Origin of the sequence: Rhodococcus sp. H36-A4 (genome assembly GCF_027158005.1) — a bacterium.
Classification (GTDB): Bacteria; Actinomycetota; Actinomycetes; order Mycobacteriales; family Mycobacteriaceae; genus Rhodococcoides.
Genome location: NZ_JAPVLQ010000007.1, coordinates 49,210 through 71,558, shown reverse-complemented (window position 1 = coordinate 71,558; position 22,349 = coordinate 49,210). Strand labels below are relative to the sequence as shown.

Below are 22,349 nucleotides of genomic sequence, written 5' to 3'. Positions count from 1 at the left end.
GGCGCGGCATCGTCCCCACAGTCTTCGTCCAGTTGAAAGGAACGCGCATGGCACACGCCATCGAACCCGTCGACGAGGGCGATGCAACCGTCGCGTACGCCGGCCCGAGCAGTGCTCCGAACGAACTCGTGATGCGCGATGCGCTCGAGCTCAGCGGCATGATCAAGCGCCGCGAGGTGTCGTGTGTCGAAACCATGACCACCTACCTCGACCACATCGAACTGCACAACGGAACTGTCAACGCGATCATCGCGTTGCGGGACCGCGAGGAATTGCTCGACGAGGCGAAGGTGCGGGATCGTCAGCTGGCGGACGGGCATTACCTCGGGTGGATGCACGGGTTTCCGCATGCGGTCAAGGATCTTTCGGCGGTCGAGGGTTTGCCGTTCACCTCCGGGTCACCCATCTTCGCGGACCGGATCGCCGACACCGACGACCTGTTCGTCAAGCGAATCAAGTCGGCGGGCGCCATCATCGTCGGCAAGACCAATACACCCGAGTTCGGATTCGGCTCGCAAACGTACAACCCGGTGTGGGGTACGACCGTATCGCCGTACGACACCTCACGCACTGCCGGCGGCAGTAGTGGTGGAGCGGCTGTGTCGTTGGCGCTTCGCATGCTGCCCGTGGCCGATGGCACCGACTACATGGGTTCCTTGCGCAATCCGGCCGCCTTCAACAATGTCGTCGGCTTCCGGCCGTCCTGGGGACGAATTCCAGAAACCGGCTTCATAGCTCAAGGTGCCGTTTCCGGACCGATGGGGCGATCCGTCGCCGACGTCGCACACCTTCTTTCCACTATGGCGGGACCGGATGCCAACGCTCCGTTGGGAATCGACGAGGATCCCGAGATCTTCACTCGTAGCCTCGAACGCAACTTCCGTGGGGCGCGCATCGCCTGGGTCGGCGACTGGGACGGCTATCTGGCGACCGAACCCGGCGTCCTCGACCTGTGCGAATCCTCGTTCGAAACGTTCCGACAGATCGGCTGCACTGTGGAGAGCGCCCTGCCGGACTACAAGCCGGAGGACATCTGGCAGTTGTTTCTGAAGTGGCGGTGGTGGGCGCAGCTTGGAATGGTCGATCTGTACGACGACCCACGGACCCGCGCCCTGATGAAGCCCGAGATGCTGTGGGAAATGGAAAACGCCGTAACGCTCACTGCGCTCGACGTCACAAAGGCGGCAGCGGCTCGCAACAGCTGGCAGACGGCGCTGACGAAAATGTTCGAGACATACGACTTCATTCTTGCGCCGAGCGCACAGGTATTTCCGTTCGACAAGGACACGCATTGGCCGGAGAGCATCGCCGGACGCCGGATGGATACCTACCACCGGTGGATGGAGACCGTCGTTCCGTGGACGATGACCGGCGTTCCCGTCGCCGCGATGCCGGTCGGGTTCGATCAGCGCGGCCTTCCGATGGGAGTCCAGATCATCGGACGCCATGGCGCTGACCGGGCGGTCTTGCAGCTCGCTTACGCCTACGAACAGGCAACTCAGTGGGTCCGGAGCGTCCTTCCTCCCGCGCTTCGGACGAACTGACCCCCACTGCTGGCCTAACGGCGGACAGGTAAAGTCGAACAATGAATGAAACTGTCGGCGATCTCACTCCGCGGACACGGGCTTTGTCGACTCCGGCAAGCTACGCGTTGACGGTGGAAGAACTTCTTGCGCTTCCCAGCCTGACCGGCTCGAAGTTGATCGCGGGCAAGGGCGGTCTCGAGAAGGTCGTTCGACGGGTCAACGTCATCGAGGTGCCGGACATCCTGCCGTGGGTCAAGCCGAACGAACTGTTGGTCACCACCGGCTTTCCCCTGCGACACGCGGACTCCGGTCGCCCGTTCGACGCTCATTCACTGGTCGAACTCGTCGAAGGTCTCTCCGAACGCGGCGCCGCGGCGCTCGGTGTCAAGGAGGGCAGATACTTCGGCGACGTCCCCGCAGCGATGATCGACGCGGCCGATCGACTCGCCTTTCCGCTGTTCCTCATCCCCCGGGACATCGGCTTCGACGAGGTGATGTCCGAGGTGTACACCCACCTGGTCGACAGCCAGGCGTGGGCACTCGATGTCGCCGACCGCATGCACCGCGCCTTGACCACGATCGTCCTCGAAGGCGGCGATCTACCCCAGATCGCCGACGAAGTGGCGACCCTGTTCGAGACTGCTGTCGTCATCTGCTCCCCCGACGGGAGAGTGCAGGCCACAGCGGGAGCGAGCGCAGACCTCGAAGCACTCGAGAAGTTGCCGTTGTTCGATCCCTCCGGCCGACTACATACCGAACGTCTCCACCAGGGTCTTCAACCGGCACCCGGAATGGCCTCCGGTCAGATTGCGGTGGCACCGATCAATGCCGGCGGCACCGATCACGGCCTCATCGTTGCGGTTGCACGGTCAGGCGGTCTCGGACCGGTGACCATACAGGCACTCGAGCGCGCTGCGACCGTTGTCGCGTTGGCAGTGACGAAGAAGCTCGCGGTGTCTGCCGTGGAATCGAAGTTCCGCGGTGACTTTTTGCGCGATGTCCTCAACGGTGCATCCGAGCCCACCGATCAGATCATCGAGTACTGCTCCCAGCTCGATTGGGATGTGAATCGAAGCATGGTCGTCATCGTGGCGCAGCTCGACCAGGTAGCGGAAGCGAGTGCAGGACAATCGGTTCAACCACCGGTCGTCGGGCGGATGCCGCACGAGCGGCTCACCGCTGCTTGGCAACAGGTTGTGCGCCGCCGCGACCGGTTCGCTCCGGTCGTCGGGTTCAGCCACGAAGTGGTGACGCTGATGCCCGCAGGGCAAGGGGATGCGCGCGCGGTCGTCGAGGATCTGATCGCTTCCGTCGCGGGCGACAGTGGTGGCGGCAGAAATTCGTTCGGAACCGGAGTCAGTCGCGTCATCGACTCCGTGGCCGACATTCCGCGGGCCTACGATCAAGCGCGCAAGGCTGTCATGGTCGGTCGCCGCATGAACGGTGCAGGTTCGGTGGCACATTTCGACAGCCTCGGGGTGCACCGGCTGCTTTCCCTCGTCGACGACGGCGACGAGCTGCAGGCCTTCGCGACCGAGGTGCTCGGTTCGCTGTCGGGAGAGGATGCCGAAGCAATCGATCTGCGTCAAACCCTGCAGGCGTTGCTGGATACGAACTGCAACGTCGCCGAAACAGCGCGCGTCCTGCATTTCCACTACAACACGCTGCGCTATCGAATCGGAAAACTGGAAAGCATCCTCGGTCATTTCACGACGGACCCGATCCTGCGTTTGGATGTCGCCCTGGCGCTGCGGGTAGTGGAGATGAAGGGCTTGTAACGCGGTGATCCATGTCGAGTCGACCGAGCAGCTGAGGAGTTTGTCCTGTGTTACAAGGTAATTCGATCGGTGCCGATGCTCGCTCGGTCGCCGAGGCCGTGTCTTCTCGCTCGATGTCTGCCCGCGAGGTGATCGAGCAGCACCTCTCTCACATCGATCGGGCGAACCCGCGACTCAACGCGATCGTCACGGTCGCCACCGAGTCAGCCAGGCAGGCTGCAGACGAGATCGATGCGCGCCTGGCACGCGGTGAATCCGTCGGGGCCCTCGCCGGCGTCCCGTTCACAGTCAAGGACTTGATCGCCACAGCCGGCGTCAGAACAACAGCAGGCTCGACGGCATTGGCGGACAACGTACCTCGCGTCGACGCACCGGCAGTCGCCCGGATGCGTGCCGAAGGCGCCGTACTGATCGGGAAGACCAACACCCCGGAGTTCGGTGCCAGCGGACTCACCCACAACGACCTCTTCGGATATACCTTGAATCCTTTGTCGCCGGACGGAATCGACCGCTCCCCCGGTGGTTCCAGCGGTGGTGAAGCGTCCGCGATCGCCTCAGGAATGAGCGTTGTCGGACTCGGCACCGATTTCGGCGGCTCGGTCAGATGGCCCGCGCACTGCACGGGCCTGTGTTCGATACGGCCCACGAATGGTCGCATCTCCCCCGACGGCCAGTATCCCGGTGTCATGGTCGATGAGCGAGTGCTGACGAACGCAGCCACCATGCACGGCAGCGTGCAGACGATCGGTCCGATGTCGAGAAATCTCGACGATCTGACTTTGATGCTGCGCGTCCTGTCCTCGCCCGAATATCGATGGGTGGATCCGGTCGGCGTGCATCTCGATGAGCTCGACGTCCGCTGGGCCGCAGGCGAAGGCACCGTCCCTGTGTCTGCAGATATTGTCGCAGCCGTCGCAGAATCGGCCGAGCGGTTGGCAACTTCGGTGAAGTCGATGCAGCCTTACTCGGGCGCGGCGTTGCGGCAGGCGAACGATCTTTTCACGCGGATGCGATCCGCCGAAACTCAGACGGACATCCTGCAGTACGGGCCTGCCACTGGATTCGGCTCGAACATTCAAGGAATTCTCGCAGCGGTCCGGGCCACCCCCCGCACCGACGCCGAGGCACTGTGGGCGGAGCGCAGCGTCCTGCGGCACGAACTTCTGTCCACGATGGGCGATGTACTGATTCTTCCCGTCGCGTCGATCGTGGCACCGCCCATCGGTGAAACGCGATTCGACGTCGAGGGCACGGTGCTGTCGTGGTCCGAAGCGCTGGCCAGCAGCCGAGCAATCAGCATCCTAGGCCTGCCGTCCGTGGTCGTACCGGTTGCGACCTCTGAATCCGGGCTTCCCATCGGAGTGCAGATCGTGGCCCGCCCGTGGCAGGAGCACAACGCTCTCGCTGCGGCAGCGCTGTGTATGCGGCAGACTCGGCGATAGCAGCTGTCGGCACCGGACAGTTCCTGCCGCGATGGCGAGTTCCGACAATCACTTCTACATTATTTGGGCGAACTCTGTCGCTGGTAACCGGACGTCTGGACGCTAACGTGATGACCATCACTTCACTCCTGAAAGGAGAGCGACGCCATGCGAGATCTTCTCGACGATCTAGCCCCTTGGCTCGAACGCCACGAACCGTTCGCTCTCGCGACGGTTGTGCGCACATGGCAGTCCTCCCCCAGACCTGCGGGCGCTGCGATGGCCGTCTCGAAGTCCGGCGACGTCGTCGGCAGTGTGTCCGGCGGCTGCATCGAGGGCGCGTTGTACGAACTCGCCCAGGAAGTGCTGGCCGATGGACTTGCCAGAACCGAGACCTACTTCGTCGCCGACGACGATGCGATCGGCGTGGGACTGACCTGCGGCGGCACCATCGAAGTATTCCTTCGGCTGATCAGCGGACACTCATGTGCAGAGTTCGCCGAAGTAGCGCGGCTGATCGCCGAGGGTACGTCCGTGGCGGTGCTGACCGACCTTGATGTCGGTATGCCGACTCGGCATGCCGTGGTCAGTGAGGACCGCACCTGGGACGAATCTGCAGGACCGGGCCTCGCAGAGGTTCTCGACGGTGACGAGTCGTTCAGGAACAAGGTCCGTGACCTCGTGCAGGCAGGCGAGTCCGGGCTCGCAGTCCTCGCACACGGCGGCAGCGAACAGGATCGCCCGCTCGAGGTAATGGTCGAGCTGTTCGGACCGCCCCCGAGGATGTACATCTTCGGAGCGATCGACTTCGCCGCGGCGATGTGTCGACTCGGGAAGTTCGCCGGCTTCCACGTCACGGTCATCGACGCCCGCGCAGTGTTCGCGACGCGCGCGAGGTTCCCGGATGCCGACGAAGTCGTGGTCGCGTGGCCACACAAGTTCCTCGAAACCGCTGCCGTGGACGAGCGCACCGTGATCACCGTGTTGACCCACGACGAAAAGTTCGACATCCCGCTGCTCGAACATGCGCTGCGAACCACTGCGGTGTACATCGGCGCGCTCGGAAGCCGTGCCACCCACGACCGCCGCGTCGACCTTCTCCGCGGCCGGGGAGTGACCGAGGCCGAGCTGAACCGGCTGCACTCGCCCATCGGCCTCGATCTCGGCGCCCGCAACCCTGCCGAAACCGCAGTGTCGATCATGGCGGAGGTTCTCAAGACCTCTCGCAACGCCACCGGCCTCGAACTGCGCACGCTTCACGGACCGATTCATCGCGAACGCAACTCGCTGTCGGCATCGGTAGACGAGCGGGTAGACCTCGGATCGGGCGCACGTTGCTGACCCGCTCCTCCACTATCGCCGACCGGGTGACCGACGGCGGAGCCGAGGGTGCGACGGTGGAGAGCATTCTTCACACGGACTTTCTGTCCGAAAGTGTCGTCCTCGCCGGGCGCGAGGGCCTCGGTCGAGTCGTGGATCGCCTCAACCTCATCGAAAACCCCGAAGGCATTCGGTTCTGGATCGGTGCACACGACCTTGTTCTCACAACAGGATTCGCACTCGCTCAGTCGACCGAACCGCTGTCTTCGTTCGTGTCGGCCGCACATTCTGTCGGGGTCGCCGGCATCGTCATCCACTTCGACGAAGACAGCACCACCATCGATGCCGACACCCGCGCCGTTGCCGATGAACTGGAATTGCCGTTGATCGCAGTGTCGGAATCGTTCGCACTCGATCACATCCTGGCGCGAGGCGTGCGCGATCGGGCGAGGCAGCAGGTACGGGCGATGTACCGGTCGGAGCGGCTGCGACGTCTGTTGGTGGCAAAGATGGTTGCCGGAGGCGGGGTGGCCGAGTTGGCCTCGGCGGCAGCCGCGGAGCTCGATCTCGCGGTGTTGATGACCACCTCCGACGGAAGAAGGTTGGCGACGGCAGGCTCCGACGAGGAAGTTCGGGCGCTCTGCCGCAGCTCGGCACTCGACGGCACCGGAAGGTTGAAGACCGATTCGACCGATGGCGGCCTCGGGTTGCGCACGACGGATGAGGGTGCGATCGCGGTATGCGCGATTTCGGCGAACGGCATCGACCACGGACGGGTCGCCGCCTTCAGCCGACATCGACAGCTCTCCACGCAAGATCTGTACGCGGTCGACGCGGCGGCCGCAGTGTTCGCGCTCGCCGTGACCCGCGACCTTGCCCTGTCGACGATAGAAGAAAAGCACCGCGCCAATTTCTTACGTGATCTTCTGCTGGGCCGAGGTGGGGAACATGCACACGCGGTGGCGCACGCCCAACGCTTCGGCTGGAACATCGGCAGACCTGTGGTCGTCGTCGTCATCGAACCCGCCCCTGGGGACGATGTCACGCGGCAAGCACCCGACCGCATGCCGCTCGTCGACCGGCAGATGATGGCTTTTTCAGGTGCGCTCGCGCAGCGGGATCCGAGCGCTGCAATTGCCGCACTCGGTACCGAAACCGTCATCATGATGGGCGCCGGGCCGAACACGGTGAACGCGATCCGCGACATCATCGAAAGTGTGCGCGGCGACGGCGGAGGCGGCCGACAGCCTTTCGCCGTGGGTATCTCACGCCCCTGCACTTCGGTGGAGGACATTCCGGGGATTTACGGTCAGGCCCGAACCGCACTGAAAGTAGGCCGTCAGATCTACGGAACCTGGGCCGTCACCGCATTCGACGATCTGGGGGTATTTCGTTTACTCAGCTTGGTCGAGAATGATGATGAACTCACTTCGTTCACCAAAGAAACTCTGCACGAACTGACCGAGCAGACAGTGGAAGCGCAGGATATGCGAAAGACACTCGAAATGTTGCTCGCCACCAATATCAATATCGCCGAAACTGCCCGAAATCTGCACTTCCACTACAACACTCTGAGATATCGCGTCGTCAAGCTCGAGAAAATATTGGGTCCTTTCACCGAACGCCCTGATTTACGTTTGGACCTGTCTTTGGCTCTCAAGATAATGGCAATGCGCGGTATCGATCAGCACATGTGACGGTCATCCAATCGAAATATTGGCAGATTACGCTCATGGTGGTTCCGCAAGACAGCAATACCGTTCATTTTCTATAGCGATATAGGAATGAACCGCAATTCGTGAAACCGCTGCGACTACAACGAAATAGAAAGGCTTCACAATGCCGATCTGGAAGATTCACGGGGACGGAAAGAATATCCTTCCGGGCGAAGTCGTCGCACCGAACGAGCGGTTGAACTGGGGGCGAACTGTCAGCCTCGGAGGACAACACGTCGTCTCCATGTTCGGGGCAACTTTCGTCTTCCCGATCATCATGGGCCTCAATCCCCAACTCGCCATTCTCATGTCGGGGTTCTGCACGATTTTCTTCCTGCTGGTCGTCAAGGGAAGAATCCCCAGCTATCTGGGAACCTCGGCGGTCTTCGTCGGCGGTGTCGCCGCGATTCGAGCACAGGGCGGAACATCAGCGGAGGTCACCGGCGCAATCCTGGTGTCCGGGTTGGTGTTGGCGGTCATCGGTGTCGCTATTCACTTCATGGGCGGCGGCGTGGTGGTCAAGATACTGCCCCCGGTCGTCACAGGCGCGGTGGTGATGTTGATCGGATTCAACCTCGCACCGGTGGTAGCGAGTCTCTACTGGCCACAGGACCAGTGGGTCGCACTGATCGTGATGTTCGTACTGATCGTCATGAGCGTTGCACTCCGGGGGTTCCTCGGACGCATCGCCATTCTGCTGTCGCTGATATTCGGATACGCACTGTCCTGGATTCTCGACCTCGCACTGGGACCGATCACCTCGTACGACGCCACCGCAGGCGAGGTGACCGAACACTTCCGCGTCAGCTGGGCAGGCGTCGAGTCCTCCCAGTGGTTCGGCCTACCGCCGTTCTCCGATGAGGCCAACGGAATTGTCGGTATCCACGCCCCCTCGTTCAGTCTGGCGTTCATCATCCTCGTGCTCCCGGGTGTCATCGCACTCATCGCGGAAAACGCCGGGCACGTCAAAGCCGTAGCAGAGATGACCGGCGACGATCTCGACCCAATGATGGGCCGCGCACTGGCAGCCGATGGCATTGCCACCGTCATGGCCAGCGCCGTCGGAGGCTCGCCTACGACCACCTACGCCGAGAATATCGGTGTCATGGCAGCAACCAAGGTGTACTCCACTGCCGCCTACACCGCGGCCGGCATCATCGCGATGATCCTGGGATTCTCGCCGAAGTTCGGTGCCATAATTTCAGCGACACCAGGCGGAGTGCTGGGCGGAATCACCGTTGTGCTCTACGGAATGATCGGTCTCCTCGGCGCGAAGATCTGGAAAGAAAACGGTGTCGACTTCGGCAACCCATTGAACATGATGCCCGTCGCGGCCGGCCTGATTCTTGCCATCGGTGACACGGCCCTCGTCTTCACCGACACGTTCTCCCTGACCGGGATCTCGCTGGGCACGATCGTCGTGATCGCTCTGTACCACCTGTGCGCGCGCATCGCTCCCCAGCACATGAGGCCCGGATATACCGCGAGCCCTGACGACACCGACCCTGACCAGCGCAAACTCGGGGACGCCATGGGACCACGACACAATAGAGATGCTGGCGACAACGGAGAGGTCGACACCCTCGATCCGGTGCGCTAGTAAGCGATTGCCACATCAGCCAGTGGCCTTTGTCACTTTTCGACGAAACACTTATGAGCACGGGCAGGCAGGATCGGACTATGAAACCTTCGCCACTGAAATATCATCGACCCCGGTCGATCGAGGAAGCGTGCGAGGTCCTTGCGGGGGTCGATGGCAAGGTCCTGGCAGGCGGGCAATCGCTCATTCCGATGCTGTCGATGCGCTTGGCAGCGCCAGGAAATCTCGTCGACATCACCGGGATCGATCAACTCGACTCCATCACCGCGTCGGCAGAATCGGGCGTCACTTTCCAGGCGCTTGCAACGCATGCGTCGTTGGCTTCGGATCTCGGAGCCAACGACGTGCAGCCGCTGCTCAACCGCACGCTGCAGTTGGTGGCTCACGCGACGATCAGGAACCGCGGAACCACCGTCGGCTCGATCGTCCACGCAGACCCGTCGGCGGAAGTTCCTGCGGTACTGCTGCTGCTCGACGGCTCGGTGACCGTGCAGTCGGTGCGGGGCCGTCGCGATATCGCCGCGCGTGATCTGTTTCTGGGCCCGTTGGAATCTTCCCTCGAACCGGACGAGATCGCGATCAGTGCAACCGTGCCGGCGGCCCGAAGGGGCGTTGGCACAGCGATCGACGAAATCGCCCGTCGGCATGGCGATTACGCGCTCGTCGGCGTCGCAGCACGCGTCGAGGTCGAGGACGGCGTAGTGACGAACGCCCGCGTCACTTACGTCTCTGCCGGTGAATTCGGCGAAGTCATCGACTATTCCGACGTCATCGGGGGAGCTTCCGTCTCCGACGACCGAGATCCCTTGTGGAACGTCTTGTCCGAGGCAGCGCGTAAGCGCGTCGAAACCGAGGCAGATATTCATGCAACTGCGCGGTATCGATCACAGCTCGTTGCGGCACTGACGGCACGAGTAGTCATGGCGGCCGCACGCGATGCAGCACTTCCCTTGGCAACCAGGCAGTCGACCCGCCGTGTCGATGCCGGAGAGAAATAACGATGACAACCAAAGACGTCGAACAGCAGCTTTCCGATCTGATGGCCGAGACCGGTGAACAACACGTAGAAGTGACGTTCACCCTCAATGCCACAAAGCACACGATCCTCGTTCCTGCACGCACCATCGCCTCGGACGCAATCCGTCACAATTTGAAGCAGACCGGGACACACGTGGGGTGCGAACACGGAGTGTGTGGTGCATGCACGATCTTGTTGGACGGCAAGCCCGTTCGTGCCTGCTTGATGCTCGCTGCCAGCCTCGAGGGCCACACCGTGACAACGGTCGAGGGCCTCGTGGAACCGGATGGTACCTTGCACCCTGTGCAGCAAGCATTCATGGATTGTCATGGACTCCAGTGCGGTTTCTGTACCCCCGGATTCGTCACCACCATCGCAGCTTTCCTCGAAGAGAACGACTCTCCGACACAGGAGGAAGCCACCGAGGCGATTGCCGGCAACATCTGCCGGTGTACCGGTTACCAGAACATCAAGGCATCGGTATTGCGTGCTGCCGAGATCAAGCGCGAGCGAGCGGGTGAGTTCCCCCTCGGCAAAGACGACGAGTCGAGCCGGGCCGCGCTCGAAGGCAAAGTACGGGGCAAGACCAATCCTGTCGGCGGACGGGCAGGAAGAGCATGAGCGTCGCAAGCAAGACCGCAGCCAAGACGTCCAACAGCACCGCCCCCCTGTTCGGTCAGCCGCTGGCACGTTCGGAGGACACCCGACTGCTCAGCGGAGAGGGTAGGTATCTCGACGATCTGGGCCATGGGGCGTTGATCGCCGCATTCGTTCGATCGCCGCATGCCCACGCACGCATCACCGACATCGACGTCGATGCGGCGCTCGATATGCCGGGCGTCCACGCGGTCTACACGTACGAGGATTTGGCCGAGGATTCCGAGGCGATGGCAGAGGGCCTACCGCTGCTTATCCCCCACCCCGCAATTATTGCTCCTCGCAACGGTTTTCCGTTGGCCAAAGACGAGGTCAATCATGTCGGCGAAGCGATCGTCATGGTGGTGGCGCGCAACCGGTATGTCGCCGAGGATGCGTGCGCCAGTATCGACGTGACCTACGAAATCCTCGACCCGGTGGTGGGGATCGATACCGCTCGCCGCGCCGACCGACAGGTCCACGCCGATGTGCCGGATAACGTCGCCGCGCACCTACACCACGGTTTCGGTGACATCGATGCAGAATTGGCGCGCGCGCCGCACCGGATCACGCTGAACCTCGAGGTAGAGCGATCGGCGTCGATGCCGATGGAGGGCAAAGGCGTCTACGCACGGTGGGACAGTGACGAGGAAACCCTGACCTTCTGGTCGTCGACGCAAACCTCGACCTCGGTCCGCGCTGCTGTCGCTGCTCGACTCGGCATGGCCATGAACAAGGTGCACTGCATCGCCCCCGACGTCGGCGGCGGCTTCGGCGTCAAGATCATGCATCCCTGGCCCGAGGAAGTCATGGTGACCTGGGCCGCCCGCCAACTCGGCAAGGCCGGCATCTCGAACGAAGTCAAATGGGTGGAAGACCGCCGCGAACACTTCATTTCGAGCGCCCACGAACGCGGTCAGGTGCAGGAAGTCACGGTCGGATTCGACGACGACGGCCGCATGCTCGCATTCGACTTCACGCTCTGGCACGACAACGGCGCCTACCTGCCGTACGGGATCATCGTTCTCATCAATACTGCGACGCAGGTGCTCGGCCCATACAAGCCGGTGTCCTTTCGCGTCAATGGTTATTCGCTCTACACCAACACTGTGATCGTCATCCCGTATCGCGGTGCAGGTCGACCGCAAGGCGTCTTCGCGATGGAGCGGTCGATGGATGCGATCGCCAAGTATCTCGGTAAGGACCGGATCGAGGTTCGCGAGAAGAACATCATCAGGCCCGAGGAAATGCCCTACGACTTCGGTCTGATGTTCCAGGACGGCCGTCCGCTGATCTACGACACGGGCAACTACCAGGCCGGTATCGACAAACTGAAAGCCCTCATCAACTGGGACGACTTCCCCGCCTACAAGAAACAGGCTGCGGCGGAGGGTCGGAGTGTCGGAATCGGTGTCGGCGCCTATGTGGAGGGCACCGGACCAGGACCTTACGAGGGTGCACACGTCCTCATCGAAACCTCGGGCAAGATCAAGGGCGCGACCGGGTTGACCACCCAGGGACAGGGCCACCAGACGACCTTCGCCCAGATCGTCGCCGACGACTTGGGCGTGGACATGTCCGACATCGAGATCGTGACCGGCGATACCCGTCGATTCGGTTATGCCGTTGGAACTTTCGCATCTCGTGGTGCAGTCATGGCAGGCTCGGCCTTCCACGTTGCAGCCCAGATGGTGGCGGAGAAAGCGAAGAAGGTCGCCGGCAATGCACTCGAGATCGATCCACTCGACCTCGAGCTACGCGGTGGACACGTCTGCAAAATCGGTACCGAACCCGGCGCCAAGGGCACGTCCATTACTCTTGGAATTGTTGCCGTACTGTCGAATCCGCTTCGGTACGCTTTCGATGCGGAGTCCCGGCTTGCAACACAGTTTGCCAACGTGGCGGACACCGACATGACGATTCCGCCGATCCCGGAGGGCGAGCAGCCGGGGTTGGAGGCCACCGGTTACTACTCTCCGCCGCGGTCGACGTTCGCGTCCGGTATTCACGCTGCCATCGTGGCAACCGACCCCGTGACGGCAGAGATCCACGTGGAGCGTTACGCCGTCGTTCACGACTGCGGCAACGTGATCAACCCGAGGATCGTCGAAGGCCAGATCCACGGCGGCGTCGCGCAGGGAATCGGCGGGGCGCTCTACGAGAAGATCGTCTACGACGAGCACGGGCAGTTGCTCAACGCGTCGTTCATGGACTTCCTGTTGCCGTTCGTGACCGAGGTCCCCGATTCGATCGAGATCGACCACACCGTCACCCCGTCCGGACTCAACCCGCTGGGCATGAAGGGCGCCGGTGAAGCCGGAGTCATCCCGACCACCGCCGTCATTGCAGCAGCTATCGAAGACGCCGAGGGCATACCGATCACCTCGATGCCCATTTCCCCATCCGACCTGTTCGAGCTCCGACTCTCACACGCAAGTGCCGAGTCGGAAGATGAATCACCCAAGGAGAACTCATGAGAATCGCAGGCACCGCGAAGCTGACAGCACCTCCGGCGGAGGTGTACGACAGCATGCAGGACGGCCGAGTGCTGGCGGCGACGATTCCCGGAGTGCAGTCACTCGATCAATTGAGCGACGACCACTACAAGCTCTCGTTGATTGCCGGTGTGGCTGCGATCAAGGGCACGTACGACGGTGAGGTCAGGCTCTCGCAGCAGAACCGACCCGAGTCCTTCGTGATGACCGCTTCCGGGGCAGGAGCGCCGGGCACGGTGCGCGCCGACGTCACCATCAGGTTGGAGCCGACCGAAAGTGGCGGCACGCTCCTGAGCTACGACGCCGATGCCGTCGTCGGCGGCATGGTCGGTGGCGTCGGTCAGCGGATGATCACCGGTGTCGCCAAGAAGATGGCGGGTGTGTTCTTCAACGGACTCGATGGCGTCATCGCCAACGGGATTCCAGAGGCGACTCCTGCCGCTACGGCAGTGGCCGCTGCAGACGGTACCGCGCCGGAGGCAGCCACCGGCGGTGTTGCTCTACCGATCGGTGCTGGTGCGCAGCGTGTCGGCGCAGGTCCGGCGCCGGCAGGTGCGTCGGCGCAGAGTGTCTTGATCGCCGCTGCGGCCGGGGCGGCCATCGCGTTGGCCGGTGTTCTCGTGGGCGGCATCCTGGTTCGAAAAGAACGGTAGGTCACCACTACTGGGGAGTGATTCCCAGCGCAACCTCGACTGCGAAAGGCCGCTCTTCCCCGTCAGGGAGAGCGGCCTTTCGCATTGCCGTCGCAATGTGTGCCAGTCCCCCGCCCGCTCCTCGCGTCGGGAAACACAAATGAAGCGAGCGAGTTTGGCACCTTGTGACAAAGATACTGACGCGCTGAAGGAGTCCAATATCACTAGACGTCAGGCATGCGCAGACCCGATCGGCGGTCGCGCTGCCTACGAACCCAATCAAGGAGGAAGCGTGGAGCCAAGAAAGATTCGGGTCGGGATCGACACCGGTGGAACATTCACCGATGTGGTGGCAGTGGACGAAGAGTCCGGTGAAATGGCCACCACGAAGACTCCCTCCACTCCGGCAGATCCAGCCGAAGGATTCCTCGCTGGGATCGACAAAGTCCTGCAGCAACTCGGGGTCACGGGCGACTCGCTCAGCGCAGTGAGTCACGGCACCACCGTTGCCACCAACAAACTGCTCGAAGGCAAGGTCGAGAACCTCGGGTTCATCACCACCGAGGGCTACGAGCATGTGCTCGAAATTGCTCGCCAGTCGGTACCCGACGGTTACGGCAACTCGTACTTCTGGGTCAAACCCGAACGTATCGTCCCGGCCCATCGCGTCCGCACCATTCGTGGCCGGTTGTACTTCGATGGCACCGAGATTCGTCCGCTCAACGAGGACGATGTTCGCGATGCTGCACGGTTCTTCAAGGCAGAGGGAGTCAAGACCCTCGGTGTGTGCCTCGTGCACTCCTATGCCAACCCTGATCACGAACAGCGCGTGCGGGACATCCTCCTCGAGGAATACCCCGAGGCGACGGTCAGCATCTCGACCGAAGTTCTGCGTGAGTACCGCGAGTTCGAGCGGTCCATTACGACATTGGTGGATGCGGCCGTGAAGCCGAACATCCGCAACTACGTCAACAACATCGCCACCCGGCTGCGTGAGTTCGCCACCGAGTCGGGTGAAGCCCGCGATGTTCCGTTCTACGTCATGAAGTCCAACGGTGGTGTTCTCTCCGCCAAAGAGGTTGTCAATCAGCCGATCACGACTGTTCTGTCCGGGCCCGCAGCCGGCGCCCTCGGTGCAGCGTTGGTGGCCAGTGCAGCGGGCGTCGATCAGGTGCTCACCTGCGATGGCGGCGGCACCTCCACCGACGTGACCGTAGTGGTCCACGGCGAGCCTGCTTTGACGACCGAAGGACGCGTCGGAAACTATCCGTCCAAGATTCCGATGATCGACGTGGTCACCGTCGGCGCCGGCGGCGGGTCGATTGCCTGGATGACTCCTGAGGGAACCCTGCGCGTCGGACCGCAGTCTGCCGGTGCCGATCCAGGCCCGATGTGTTACGGCAACGGCGGTTCCGCTCCGACCATCACCGATGCGCATGTACTCCTGGGCCGGATACCTCCCCACCTGCTCGGCGGTGAGATCCCGCTCGATACCGATCTGGCAAGGAAGGGTATCGAACAACTGGCACAAGAGTTGTCGCTGGAGATCGAGGCTTGCGGAACCGGAATCCTCGAAGTGTCCGCCTGGAATCAGGCCAACGCACTTCGTCAGATTTCCGTCAAGCGCGGACTCGATGTACGCGACTTCACCCTCGTGACGTTCGGTGGATCCGGTTCACTGCTCGCCTGCAGGTTGATGGACATCCTGGGACTGAAAGATGTTCTGGTACCGCTCAATCCAGGTAACGTATCCGCCTTCGGTCTGCTGACCGTCGATGTGCGCAACGATTACGTCCAGACTCACGTCAGTCGGCACGACCGTCTCCGTGCAGAGGACTTGCAGTCCGAACTCGAAGTTCTCGCCGAGCGTGCCGATGCAGCACTGGCAGGAGAGGGCTTCGCGCCCGAAGATCGCCAGTACGCACGCACCGCGGATCTGCGCTACTTCGGTCAGGCCTTCGAGGTTCGCGTGCCGATCGTAGACGGCGACATCACCCAGTCGACGATGGATCAAGCAGCGGAGGCCTTCCACGAAGCGCACCGCGAGCTCTACGGTTACGACTTCCGCAGCGACAAGAGCCAGTTCGTCGAGTGGGTCAACCTGCGGGTCAGCGGTATCGGCCCGATCAAGCGACCGGTGTTGTCCGAGATTGCCAAGGGAAGCGGCGCCGAAGTCGCACGAACGGGAACGCGTCGGGCCTACTTCGACGGCTGGCACGAGACCGCGATTTACGATCGCCCGGCGCTCGGTGCCGGTGACTCCATCGAAGGACCGGCCGTCATCGAAGAGTTCAGCTCCACCGTGCCGGTGGATCCCGGATTCTCCGCTCACATCGACAACTTCGGAAACATCCGCATCACCAGGAATCTCGACTCGAACGGAGCGCACTGATGACTGTCATCGACATGGTTAACAACAAGCCCTACCGATTGACTCCCGTCGACGCACCCGCGCCCGACCCCGTCCTCGTCGAGATCGTGGCCGGGTATCTCGCGAGCGTCGAAATGGAGGTGGAGACTGCCATTGCGCGAACCTCCCGCTCGCCGATGATCCGCGACGCGCACGATTTCCGCGCGGGAATCTACGACCGGAACATGCGCAAGCTCACCGGCCGCTCCTACTCCGCCCTCGTGCAGCCCGTGGTCCGCGACTTCCCGATCGACACGATGAAGCCCGGGGACGTCTTCTTCCACAACGACGTCTACCTCTCAGAGGGTGGCATCGGCCACCTCCCCGACCTTTGCGTCACGGTGCCCGTGTTCGCGACGCTGCCCGGGGCGGACAAGCCCTCGGTCGTCGCGTTCGTGCAGGCCTTCGGCCACCACGACGACATCGGCGGCTGCTGCCCCGGCTCCATGCCGTCCGGCGCCACCTCGGTCTACGAGGAGGGGCTGATGGTCCCGCCGATCAAGCTGTGGGACCAGGGCGTGCCCAACGAGGCGGCGCTGCGAATCATGACCCGCAACTCCCGGATGCCGGACGCGTTGGCCGCCGACCTGGACGCCGAGTGCTCGGCCTGTTTGATGGGTGCGCGCAGGCTGACGGAACTGTTCGAACGCTACGGCGTCGAGACCATCGAGGGCTGCTTCGACGCTTCGATGGATGCCTGCACCGAAACCTATCGGCGCGAGATCCTGTCCAAGATCCCTGTTGGGGAGTACACCTGGGAGGACTACGCCGAGCACGACGGCGTCGACGAGCCGATGCTGCACGTGCAGCGGATCACGATGACCAAGACCGCGCCCGAGGACGAGGGCGGCGAGCGGCTGATCCTCGACTTCACCGGCACCGGACCGCAGGCGAAGGGGCCGATCAACCACTGCGGCGATTACGCCGACGGCAACTTCCTGGCGAAGTGGCTGGCGCCGGTGCTTCGCAGTCTCGCCGACACCCCGGAGCGGATGGCCGAGCTCGACGTCAACGAGGGCATCATCCCTCTGATCGAGATGAAGTTCCCGGAGCCGGGCACGCTGATCACTCCGATCTTCCCGGCGCCCACCAACGCCCGCACGTTCGTGATCCTGCGGCTGCTCGGCGTGCTCACCGGTGCCATCGCGAAGGCCGTCGACGGCAACATGCCCGCCGACCAGGAGACCATCCGCTACACCGGCGTCTACGGTGAGGACTTCGAAGGCCAGTCCTACCTCATGCGTGAGGTGCTCGGCGGTGGCTCGGGCGGTCGCTACTACGCGGACGGTGAGGACACCATTCACGTGGTGCCGGACTCGCGAAATCTGCCCACCGAGTTCACCGAGAGCCGGTTCCCCTTCATCGTCGAAAAGCTCGGTCTGGCAAAAGATTCGGGCGGAGCCGGACGCTACCGTGGCGGCCTCGGGTACGAGAAGCACATCCGCATGCTCAAGGATGCGCACTTCATGTCCATCGCCGACCGTTCCATCCTCGCCTGCTGGGGCGTCAAGGGCGGCAAGGCCGGATCGCCGTTCTCCGTGGTGATCAATCCGGGTGAGCCCAACGAACGGCTCTTCGACGCGCTCACCGACGCGGAGCCGATCCGTGCCGGGGAGACGTTCCGGATTCGCACCACCGGTGGCGGCGGCTGGGGCGACCCGCTGGAGCGCCCCCTCGACGAGGTGGAGCGTGACGTGTTGTGGAACAAGGTCTCTCGTGAGAGTGCGGCCGCTGACTACGGTGTGGTCATTGCGGAGGGCGAGGCGCAAGCCGATGCTTCGGCGTCGGAGAAGCTTCGCGCCGAGATGCGCGCCGCACGCGCGGACAACGAGCCTTTCTTCGATCGGGGGCCCGGTTACGAACGGCTCTCCGGCGGTGCGAAGTTCGCCAAGTACGACTTCCTCGACAGCTGACGTTCGCCCGTGAACAGTGAAACCGCCTGTGGCACCGACATTGCAGTCGTCGGTGCCACAGGCAAGACCGGAAAGGCCGTGGTCGCCGCCCTCGACGGGCCGGCCACGGTCCGGCAGTTGAGCCGCACCGCGCCGGATCATCCGATCGATCTGGACACCGGCGAGGGTCTGAAGGCAGCATTCACCGGCTGCGCCGGGGTGTATTTCATCGCACCCAATCTGCATCCGGACGAACCTGCCGCGCTACGGCGAGCGTTGGAGGCCGCGAGTGAGGCAGGGGTGGATCATGTTGCCTACCACTCGGTCGCGTGGCCCTACAGTCCGCGGATGCCGCACCATATGGACAAAGCCCGATGCGAGGACGACCTGCGGGCATTCGCCTCACGTCATTCACTGCGTTGGACCATCCTGCAGCCCTGCGCCTATACCCAAAATTTCGATTCGATACTCACCGGAGAATCCACCGATCTCGTGGTGCCGTACAGCACCGAATCGAAGTTTTCCTTCGTAAGCCTCGGCGACGTCGCCGAGATTGCCGCCCGAATTTTGTTGGCAGCCGAGGAGCATCATGGGGCCACGTACGAACTCGGCGGCCCCGAGGCAATGAGCGTCGGCGACATGGTTCGACTCGTCGAGGAGATGACCTCACGGTCGGTGGCGGTGGAACAACTCGATGTCGAGCAATGGATGCACGCCCACGGGCAGAGCCTCGGCGTCGATGGCCGGGCCCGGCTCGGGGCGATGTTCGAGTTCTACGACGATCGAGACTTCCTGGCCGGCGGAATGGCAACCAAGGCCTTGCTCGGACGGGACCCGACACCGGTGCGTGCCCTGGTTCGCTGAACCGCCCAGTTACGCAAGCGCCTACTTGTCCCTATCGATTCGGAAGCTGGCGGCTTCGAGCGCGAGGCGTCGAATCTCGGCGAGGGCTCGTTCGAGTATCACGGTCCCGAGAAGCATCGTCTCGACGGCAGCCGTGCGGTCCGGCATGGCTCGGGCGTATTCCACTTGCGCCTTGGCGGTCCGCTCGACGGTATCGGCTGCTGCATCGAAGTCGGTGAGCGTTATCGGAAAGTCGAATCTGCGCAGTGTGGCAACAAGTTCGGCCAGCCGGTGTGGCGCGGGAGCATTCGGCTCGATATTCCAATCCCTGTCGGCGAGCCATGTCTGCACCTCACCATAGGCAGTCTTCACCTCGACCGGCTCGTCTTCGTCGGGGAGCTGGTCGAGGCCATGCATGACCGCCCCGAATGCGTCGTGGATCGACGTCGAGTCATCTTCGACTGCGGCCAGTGTTGCGCGCACATGCGAGATCGAGAGTCCCCCGATGTCGATCAGGGAGCGAATCAACCGCAGTCGGCGGATGTGATGTTCGCTGTACACAGCTTGGTTGGTCGCCGTCTGCGCGCCACCGACCAGCAGACCTTCACGCAGGTAGTACTTGATGGATGCAATGGACACCCCGCTGCGCTGGCTGAGTTCGGAAACCCTCACCGCTGTACCCTTGACATCATTTATCGATAGTAGCACTATCCATTATGGATAAAGACGCTATCGGTGCCGTGTAATCGACTGCGGAGCCGTCAACGAAGGGATGCGTACATGATCCGAAGTCGAGTCCAGACCGGCCGGTACACCGCAGTGGTCGAAAGTGAGTTCGTCGTCTTCCTCATCGGCATACGCCTCAACAAGCTATGGAAGATCCACAAGTGGATCGGCCCATTCCTCGCCATGCCGCGAATGCTGCAAGAGTTACAACAGCACCCTGACAAGGGCCTGCTGGGCGCTCGGATGTCGTTGGGGGGCCGCACGATCACCGTGGTGCAATACTGGCGCAGCTTCGACCAACTCGAAGCATTTGCGAAAAACCCGAACGATCCACACCTACCGGCATGGAAGGCGTTCAACAAACGCGTCGGCGCCGGCGGCGACGTCGGGGTCTACCACGAGACATACCGTGTCAGCCCTGGTCAGCACGAGTCGATCTACTCGAACATGCCCATCATGGGGCTAGCCGCAGCCGGCAGATCGGTCGCAGTAGGAAAGCGCAGTGAGACAGCGAGAGCACGCATCGCGGGGTCATGAATGGGGATTCCGGATGTGGCAGTTCGGTTCCGAAACCGACCAATCACGTAGGACCCTTCTGGCACAGCACCCAGCATGAAGTCCTCCCTCGAGGCTGCGCGGACGACCGGCGTCGTGCGGTCGAAGACGCAGATGATCGTTGCTCGCTTCCAACGAAACGCGTTGTGCTGCCTACCAGGGCTTCAGGTCCGGATGGGGTCGGCGGCGAGCATGATCGAATCGATATAGGAGTCACATAGTTCGAGCATGCGTTCCTGCGTGACGTGGGTGGACTTGTTCAAGGCCTGAATTGCCAAGCCGTCGAGCATGCTCAGAAGCATGTCCGTCAGGTCGGCAGGGTCGGCGGCCTGGTTGAGGACGCCCTCTGCTGCGGCATCGTCTACGGTGGCACGAACAATTCCCCGCCAGGTTTGGTAGATGGTGTCGTTGAGCGCTTGTAGCTCCGCGCTGCCGAGTGCTGCCGCCCAGAGTTCCACCCACACTCGCCACGCTGTGATGGTCTCGGGTCCAGCGGGTAGGTAAGACTCCACCAAGTGGTGCAGGTGCGCACGAGGTGATTCTTTGCCCTCCCCGATCCACTTGCGGCGCTGGAGCGAGTTCTCGAAGTTGAACGCGAATGCTTCGTGTAGCAACGTGTCTTTCGACTCGAAGTAATAGTGGACGGTGCCACTACTTATGCCGGCTCCCTTCGCCACATCGGCTACCCGGACGCCCCGGAACCCCAACTCCGCGATGCTTTCACATGCGGCCTGCAGGATTTGCTGCCTACGCTCGGCCTCGACACTCGGGCGTGCCATGTTGATCACCACTCCTTCTCATCACTGTTGGCTACCGTATCGGACAAGCAGTGGAGTGACTCGCGGACGAAAGCGTTCGCGTCTGCCTTTTCGTGGAGGTCGCCCACGGCAGTACCCCGCACGCCAGCAGAATTACCGCCATTCCGGCCCATTGTCCAGGCATCAGGGACTCTGCGAGGACAAGGCTTGCAGCCAGCACACCCACTATTGGCTCGAGCAAACCCAGCAGGCTCAACGAGACCGCACCGAGCCTGCGCACCGCATAGAACGCACAGCCGATGCCGACCGGAATCATGAAGACCCCCTGCAGGATCACCGACACCCACCCCATCGATGTGATCGCCAGGCTCTGCCAGGTCACCAAGGCGACCGCCCCAGCGGTCAGCCCAGCGCCCGCCGTAACCAGACCGCCGGCGACCACGGCTCCCACTTCTTGCACCCACCGCTCACCGAGCACTAGGTACAGGGCATAGCCCAAAGCGCTGGCCACTGCGAGCCCGATGCCCGCCAGCTTGACGTCTGCCGCCCCGGTCCAGCCGACCAGCCCGATTCCCCCGATCATGACGAGGCATAACGCGATAACCAGCGGGCTGTGCCGCTGGCGGTAGGTCAGCCACACCATCAGGAGGACGAACACCGGGTAGACGTGTACCACTACGACCGCGACCTGCACCCCGGTGGACTGAACGGCCGCAAAATAACAGAGGAGCTGAAAGCCGAACAGGGGCCCGCACACCAGCATCAGCTTCGCTGGTGTCCGCCACGACGTACGTCGAATCCGGCCGGTGGCCCAGGCGAACAGCAGGATCGCTGCTGCCCCGAAGATGCTGCGCAGCGCGACGAGCATCGTCGGTGTCAATCCGGTTTCGTAGGAGAGTGCGGCAATCGTCGGTGTGAGTCCATAGACTACGGCCGACAAGACGCCGCACGCCCAGGCGACAGCGACGTGCGGCGGGGTGGCCGGATTCGCTTCGGCGCCTGGGCGTTTGGTCGACAGTGACAC

General features: G+C 62.7%; 17 protein-coding genes. 14 read left to right on the top strand and 3 right to left on the bottom strand.

Going from position 1 to position 22,349, the window contains the following annotated elements:
- The first annotated feature begins 47 nt into the window (after positions 1-47).
- The 13 genes from O1W68_RS18935 (at position 48) to O1W68_RS18875 (ending at position 19,307) form a co-directional block, all read left to right on the top strand.
- Positions 48-1,544, top strand: a complete 1,497-nt coding sequence (locus O1W68_RS18935) for an amidase (protein ID WP_269306189.1) — start codon at positions 48-50, stop codon at positions 1,542-1,544.
- 41 nt (positions 1,545-1,585) lie between these two features.
- On the top strand, positions 1,586-3,304 hold the full coding sequence (locus O1W68_RS18930) for a PucR family transcriptional regulator (RefSeq protein WP_269306187.1): 1,719 nt from the start codon (positions 1,586-1,588) through the stop codon (positions 3,302-3,304).
- A 47-nt stretch (positions 3,305-3,351) separates the two neighbouring features.
- Entirely contained in the window at positions 3,352-4,746 is a 1,395-nt protein-coding gene (locus O1W68_RS18925; protein WP_269306186.1) for an amidase, read from the top strand.
- 147 nt (positions 4,747-4,893) lie between these two features.
- Positions 4,894-6,066: an XdhC family protein gene (locus O1W68_RS18920; protein ID WP_269306185.1), complete on the top strand. Its 1,173-nt coding sequence runs from the start codon at positions 4,894-4,896 to the stop codon at positions 6,064-6,066.
- Positions 6,067-6,092: 26 nt separating this feature from the next.
- Complete coding sequence (locus O1W68_RS18915; protein ID WP_269306184.1) at positions 6,093-7,742, top strand: PucR family transcriptional regulator; 1,650 nt, start codon at positions 6,093-6,095, stop codon at positions 7,740-7,742.
- Between the two features lie 142 nt (positions 7,743-7,884).
- Entirely contained in the window at positions 7,885-9,360 is a 1,476-nt protein-coding gene (locus tag O1W68_RS18910) for a uracil-xanthine permease family protein (protein ID WP_269306182.1), read from the top strand.
- Between the two features lie 80 nt (positions 9,361-9,440).
- Entirely contained in the window at positions 9,441-10,358 is a 918-nt protein-coding gene (locus O1W68_RS18905) for an FAD binding domain-containing protein (protein WP_269306180.1), read from the top strand.
- Positions 10,359-10,360: 2 nt separating this feature from the next.
- Positions 10,361-10,999 (top strand): (2Fe-2S)-binding protein, encoded by a 639-nt coding sequence (locus O1W68_RS18900; RefSeq protein WP_269306179.1) that lies wholly within the window; start codon positions 10,361-10,363, stop codon positions 10,997-10,999.
- A complete protein-coding gene (gene cutA, locus O1W68_RS18895; RefSeq protein ID WP_269306177.1) occupies positions 10,996-13,491 on the top strand; it encodes an aerobic carbon-monoxide dehydrogenase large subunit in 2,496 nt (831 codons plus the stop codon). The genes O1W68_RS18900 and cutA overlap by 4 nt, the downstream gene beginning before the upstream one ends.
- Positions 13,488-14,162 (top strand): SRPBCC family protein, encoded by a 675-nt coding sequence (locus O1W68_RS18890; RefSeq protein ID WP_269306175.1) that lies wholly within the window; start codon positions 13,488-13,490, stop codon positions 14,160-14,162. The genes cutA and O1W68_RS18890 overlap by 4 nt, the downstream gene beginning before the upstream one ends.
- A gap of 271 nt (positions 14,163-14,433) precedes the next feature.
- Positions 14,434-16,533: a hydantoinase/oxoprolinase family protein gene (locus O1W68_RS18885; RefSeq protein ID WP_269306173.1), complete on the top strand. Its 2,100-nt coding sequence runs from the start codon at positions 14,434-14,436 to the stop codon at positions 16,531-16,533.
- A complete protein-coding gene (locus tag O1W68_RS18880; protein ID WP_442972415.1) occupies positions 16,533-18,464 on the top strand; it encodes a hydantoinase B/oxoprolinase family protein in 1,932 nt (643 codons plus the stop codon). Before O1W68_RS18885 ends, O1W68_RS18880 begins: the two co-directional genes overlap by 1 nt.
- Before the next feature lie 9 nt (positions 18,465-18,473).
- Positions 18,474-19,307 carry an NmrA family NAD(P)-binding protein gene (locus O1W68_RS18875; RefSeq protein WP_269306171.1) on the top strand — a complete coding sequence of 278 codons (834 nt, stop codon included), beginning with the start codon at positions 18,474-18,476 and terminating at the stop codon, positions 19,305-19,307.
- A gap of 21 nt (positions 19,308-19,328) precedes the next feature.
- Here the strand turns inward: O1W68_RS18875 and O1W68_RS18870 are convergent, their stop codons facing one another.
- Positions 19,329-19,958, bottom strand: a complete 630-nt coding sequence (locus O1W68_RS18870; RefSeq protein WP_136171590.1) for a MerR family transcriptional regulator — start codon at positions 19,956-19,958, stop codon at positions 19,329-19,331.
- 108 nt (positions 19,959-20,066) lie between these two features.
- Between O1W68_RS18870 and O1W68_RS18865 the strand changes: the two genes are divergently transcribed.
- A complete protein-coding gene (locus tag O1W68_RS18865; RefSeq protein ID WP_136171589.1) occupies positions 20,067-20,549 on the top strand; it encodes a DUF4188 domain-containing protein in 483 nt (160 codons plus the stop codon).
- 182 nt (positions 20,550-20,731) lie between these two features.
- Here the strand turns inward: O1W68_RS18865 and O1W68_RS18860 are convergent, their stop codons facing one another.
- Both O1W68_RS18860 and O1W68_RS18855 read right to left on the bottom strand, forming a co-directional pair.
- Entirely contained in the window at positions 20,732-21,346 is a 615-nt protein-coding gene (locus O1W68_RS18860) for a TetR/AcrR family transcriptional regulator (protein WP_269306170.1), read from the bottom strand.
- A gap of 31 nt (positions 21,347-21,377) precedes the next feature.
- The gene (locus O1W68_RS18855; protein WP_269306169.1) at positions 21,378-22,349 is read right to left on the bottom strand and encodes a DMT family transporter; all 972 of its coding nucleotides are present in this window, start codon (positions 22,347-22,349) and stop codon (positions 21,378-21,380) included.

Coding starts and splice junctions, on each gene's coding strand:
- O1W68_RS18930 (WP_269306187.1), top strand. CDS start 1,586: ATGAATGAAACTGTCGGCGATCTCACTCCGCGGACACGGGCTTTGTCG.
- O1W68_RS18905 (WP_269306180.1), top strand. CDS start 9,441: ATGAAACCTTCGCCACTGAAATATCATCGACCCCGGTCGATCGAGGAA.
- O1W68_RS18900 (WP_269306179.1), top strand. CDS start 10,361: ATGACAACCAAAGACGTCGAACAGCAGCTTTCCGATCTGATGGCCGAG.
- O1W68_RS18865 (WP_136171589.1), top strand. CDS start 20,067: ATGATCCGAAGTCGAGTCCAGACCGGCCGGTACACCGCAGTGGTCGAA.
- O1W68_RS18935 (WP_269306189.1), top strand. CDS start 48: ATGGCACACGCCATCGAACCCGTCGACGAGGGCGATGCAACCGTCGCG.
- O1W68_RS18880 (WP_442972415.1), top strand. CDS start 16,533: ATGACTGTCATCGACATGGTTAACAACAAGCCCTACCGATTGACTCCC.
- O1W68_RS18860 (WP_269306170.1), bottom strand. CDS start 21,346: ATGGCACGCCCGAGTGTCGAGGCCGAGCGTAGGCAGCAAATCCTGCAG.
- cutA (WP_269306177.1), top strand. CDS start 10,996: ATGAGCGTCGCAAGCAAGACCGCAGCCAAGACGTCCAACAGCACCGCC.
- O1W68_RS18890 (WP_269306175.1), top strand. CDS start 13,488: ATGAGAATCGCAGGCACCGCGAAGCTGACAGCACCTCCGGCGGAGGTG.
- O1W68_RS18920 (WP_269306185.1), top strand. CDS start 4,894: ATGCGAGATCTTCTCGACGATCTAGCCCCTTGGCTCGAACGCCACGAA.
- O1W68_RS18910 (WP_269306182.1), top strand. CDS start 7,885: ATGCCGATCTGGAAGATTCACGGGGACGGAAAGAATATCCTTCCGGGC.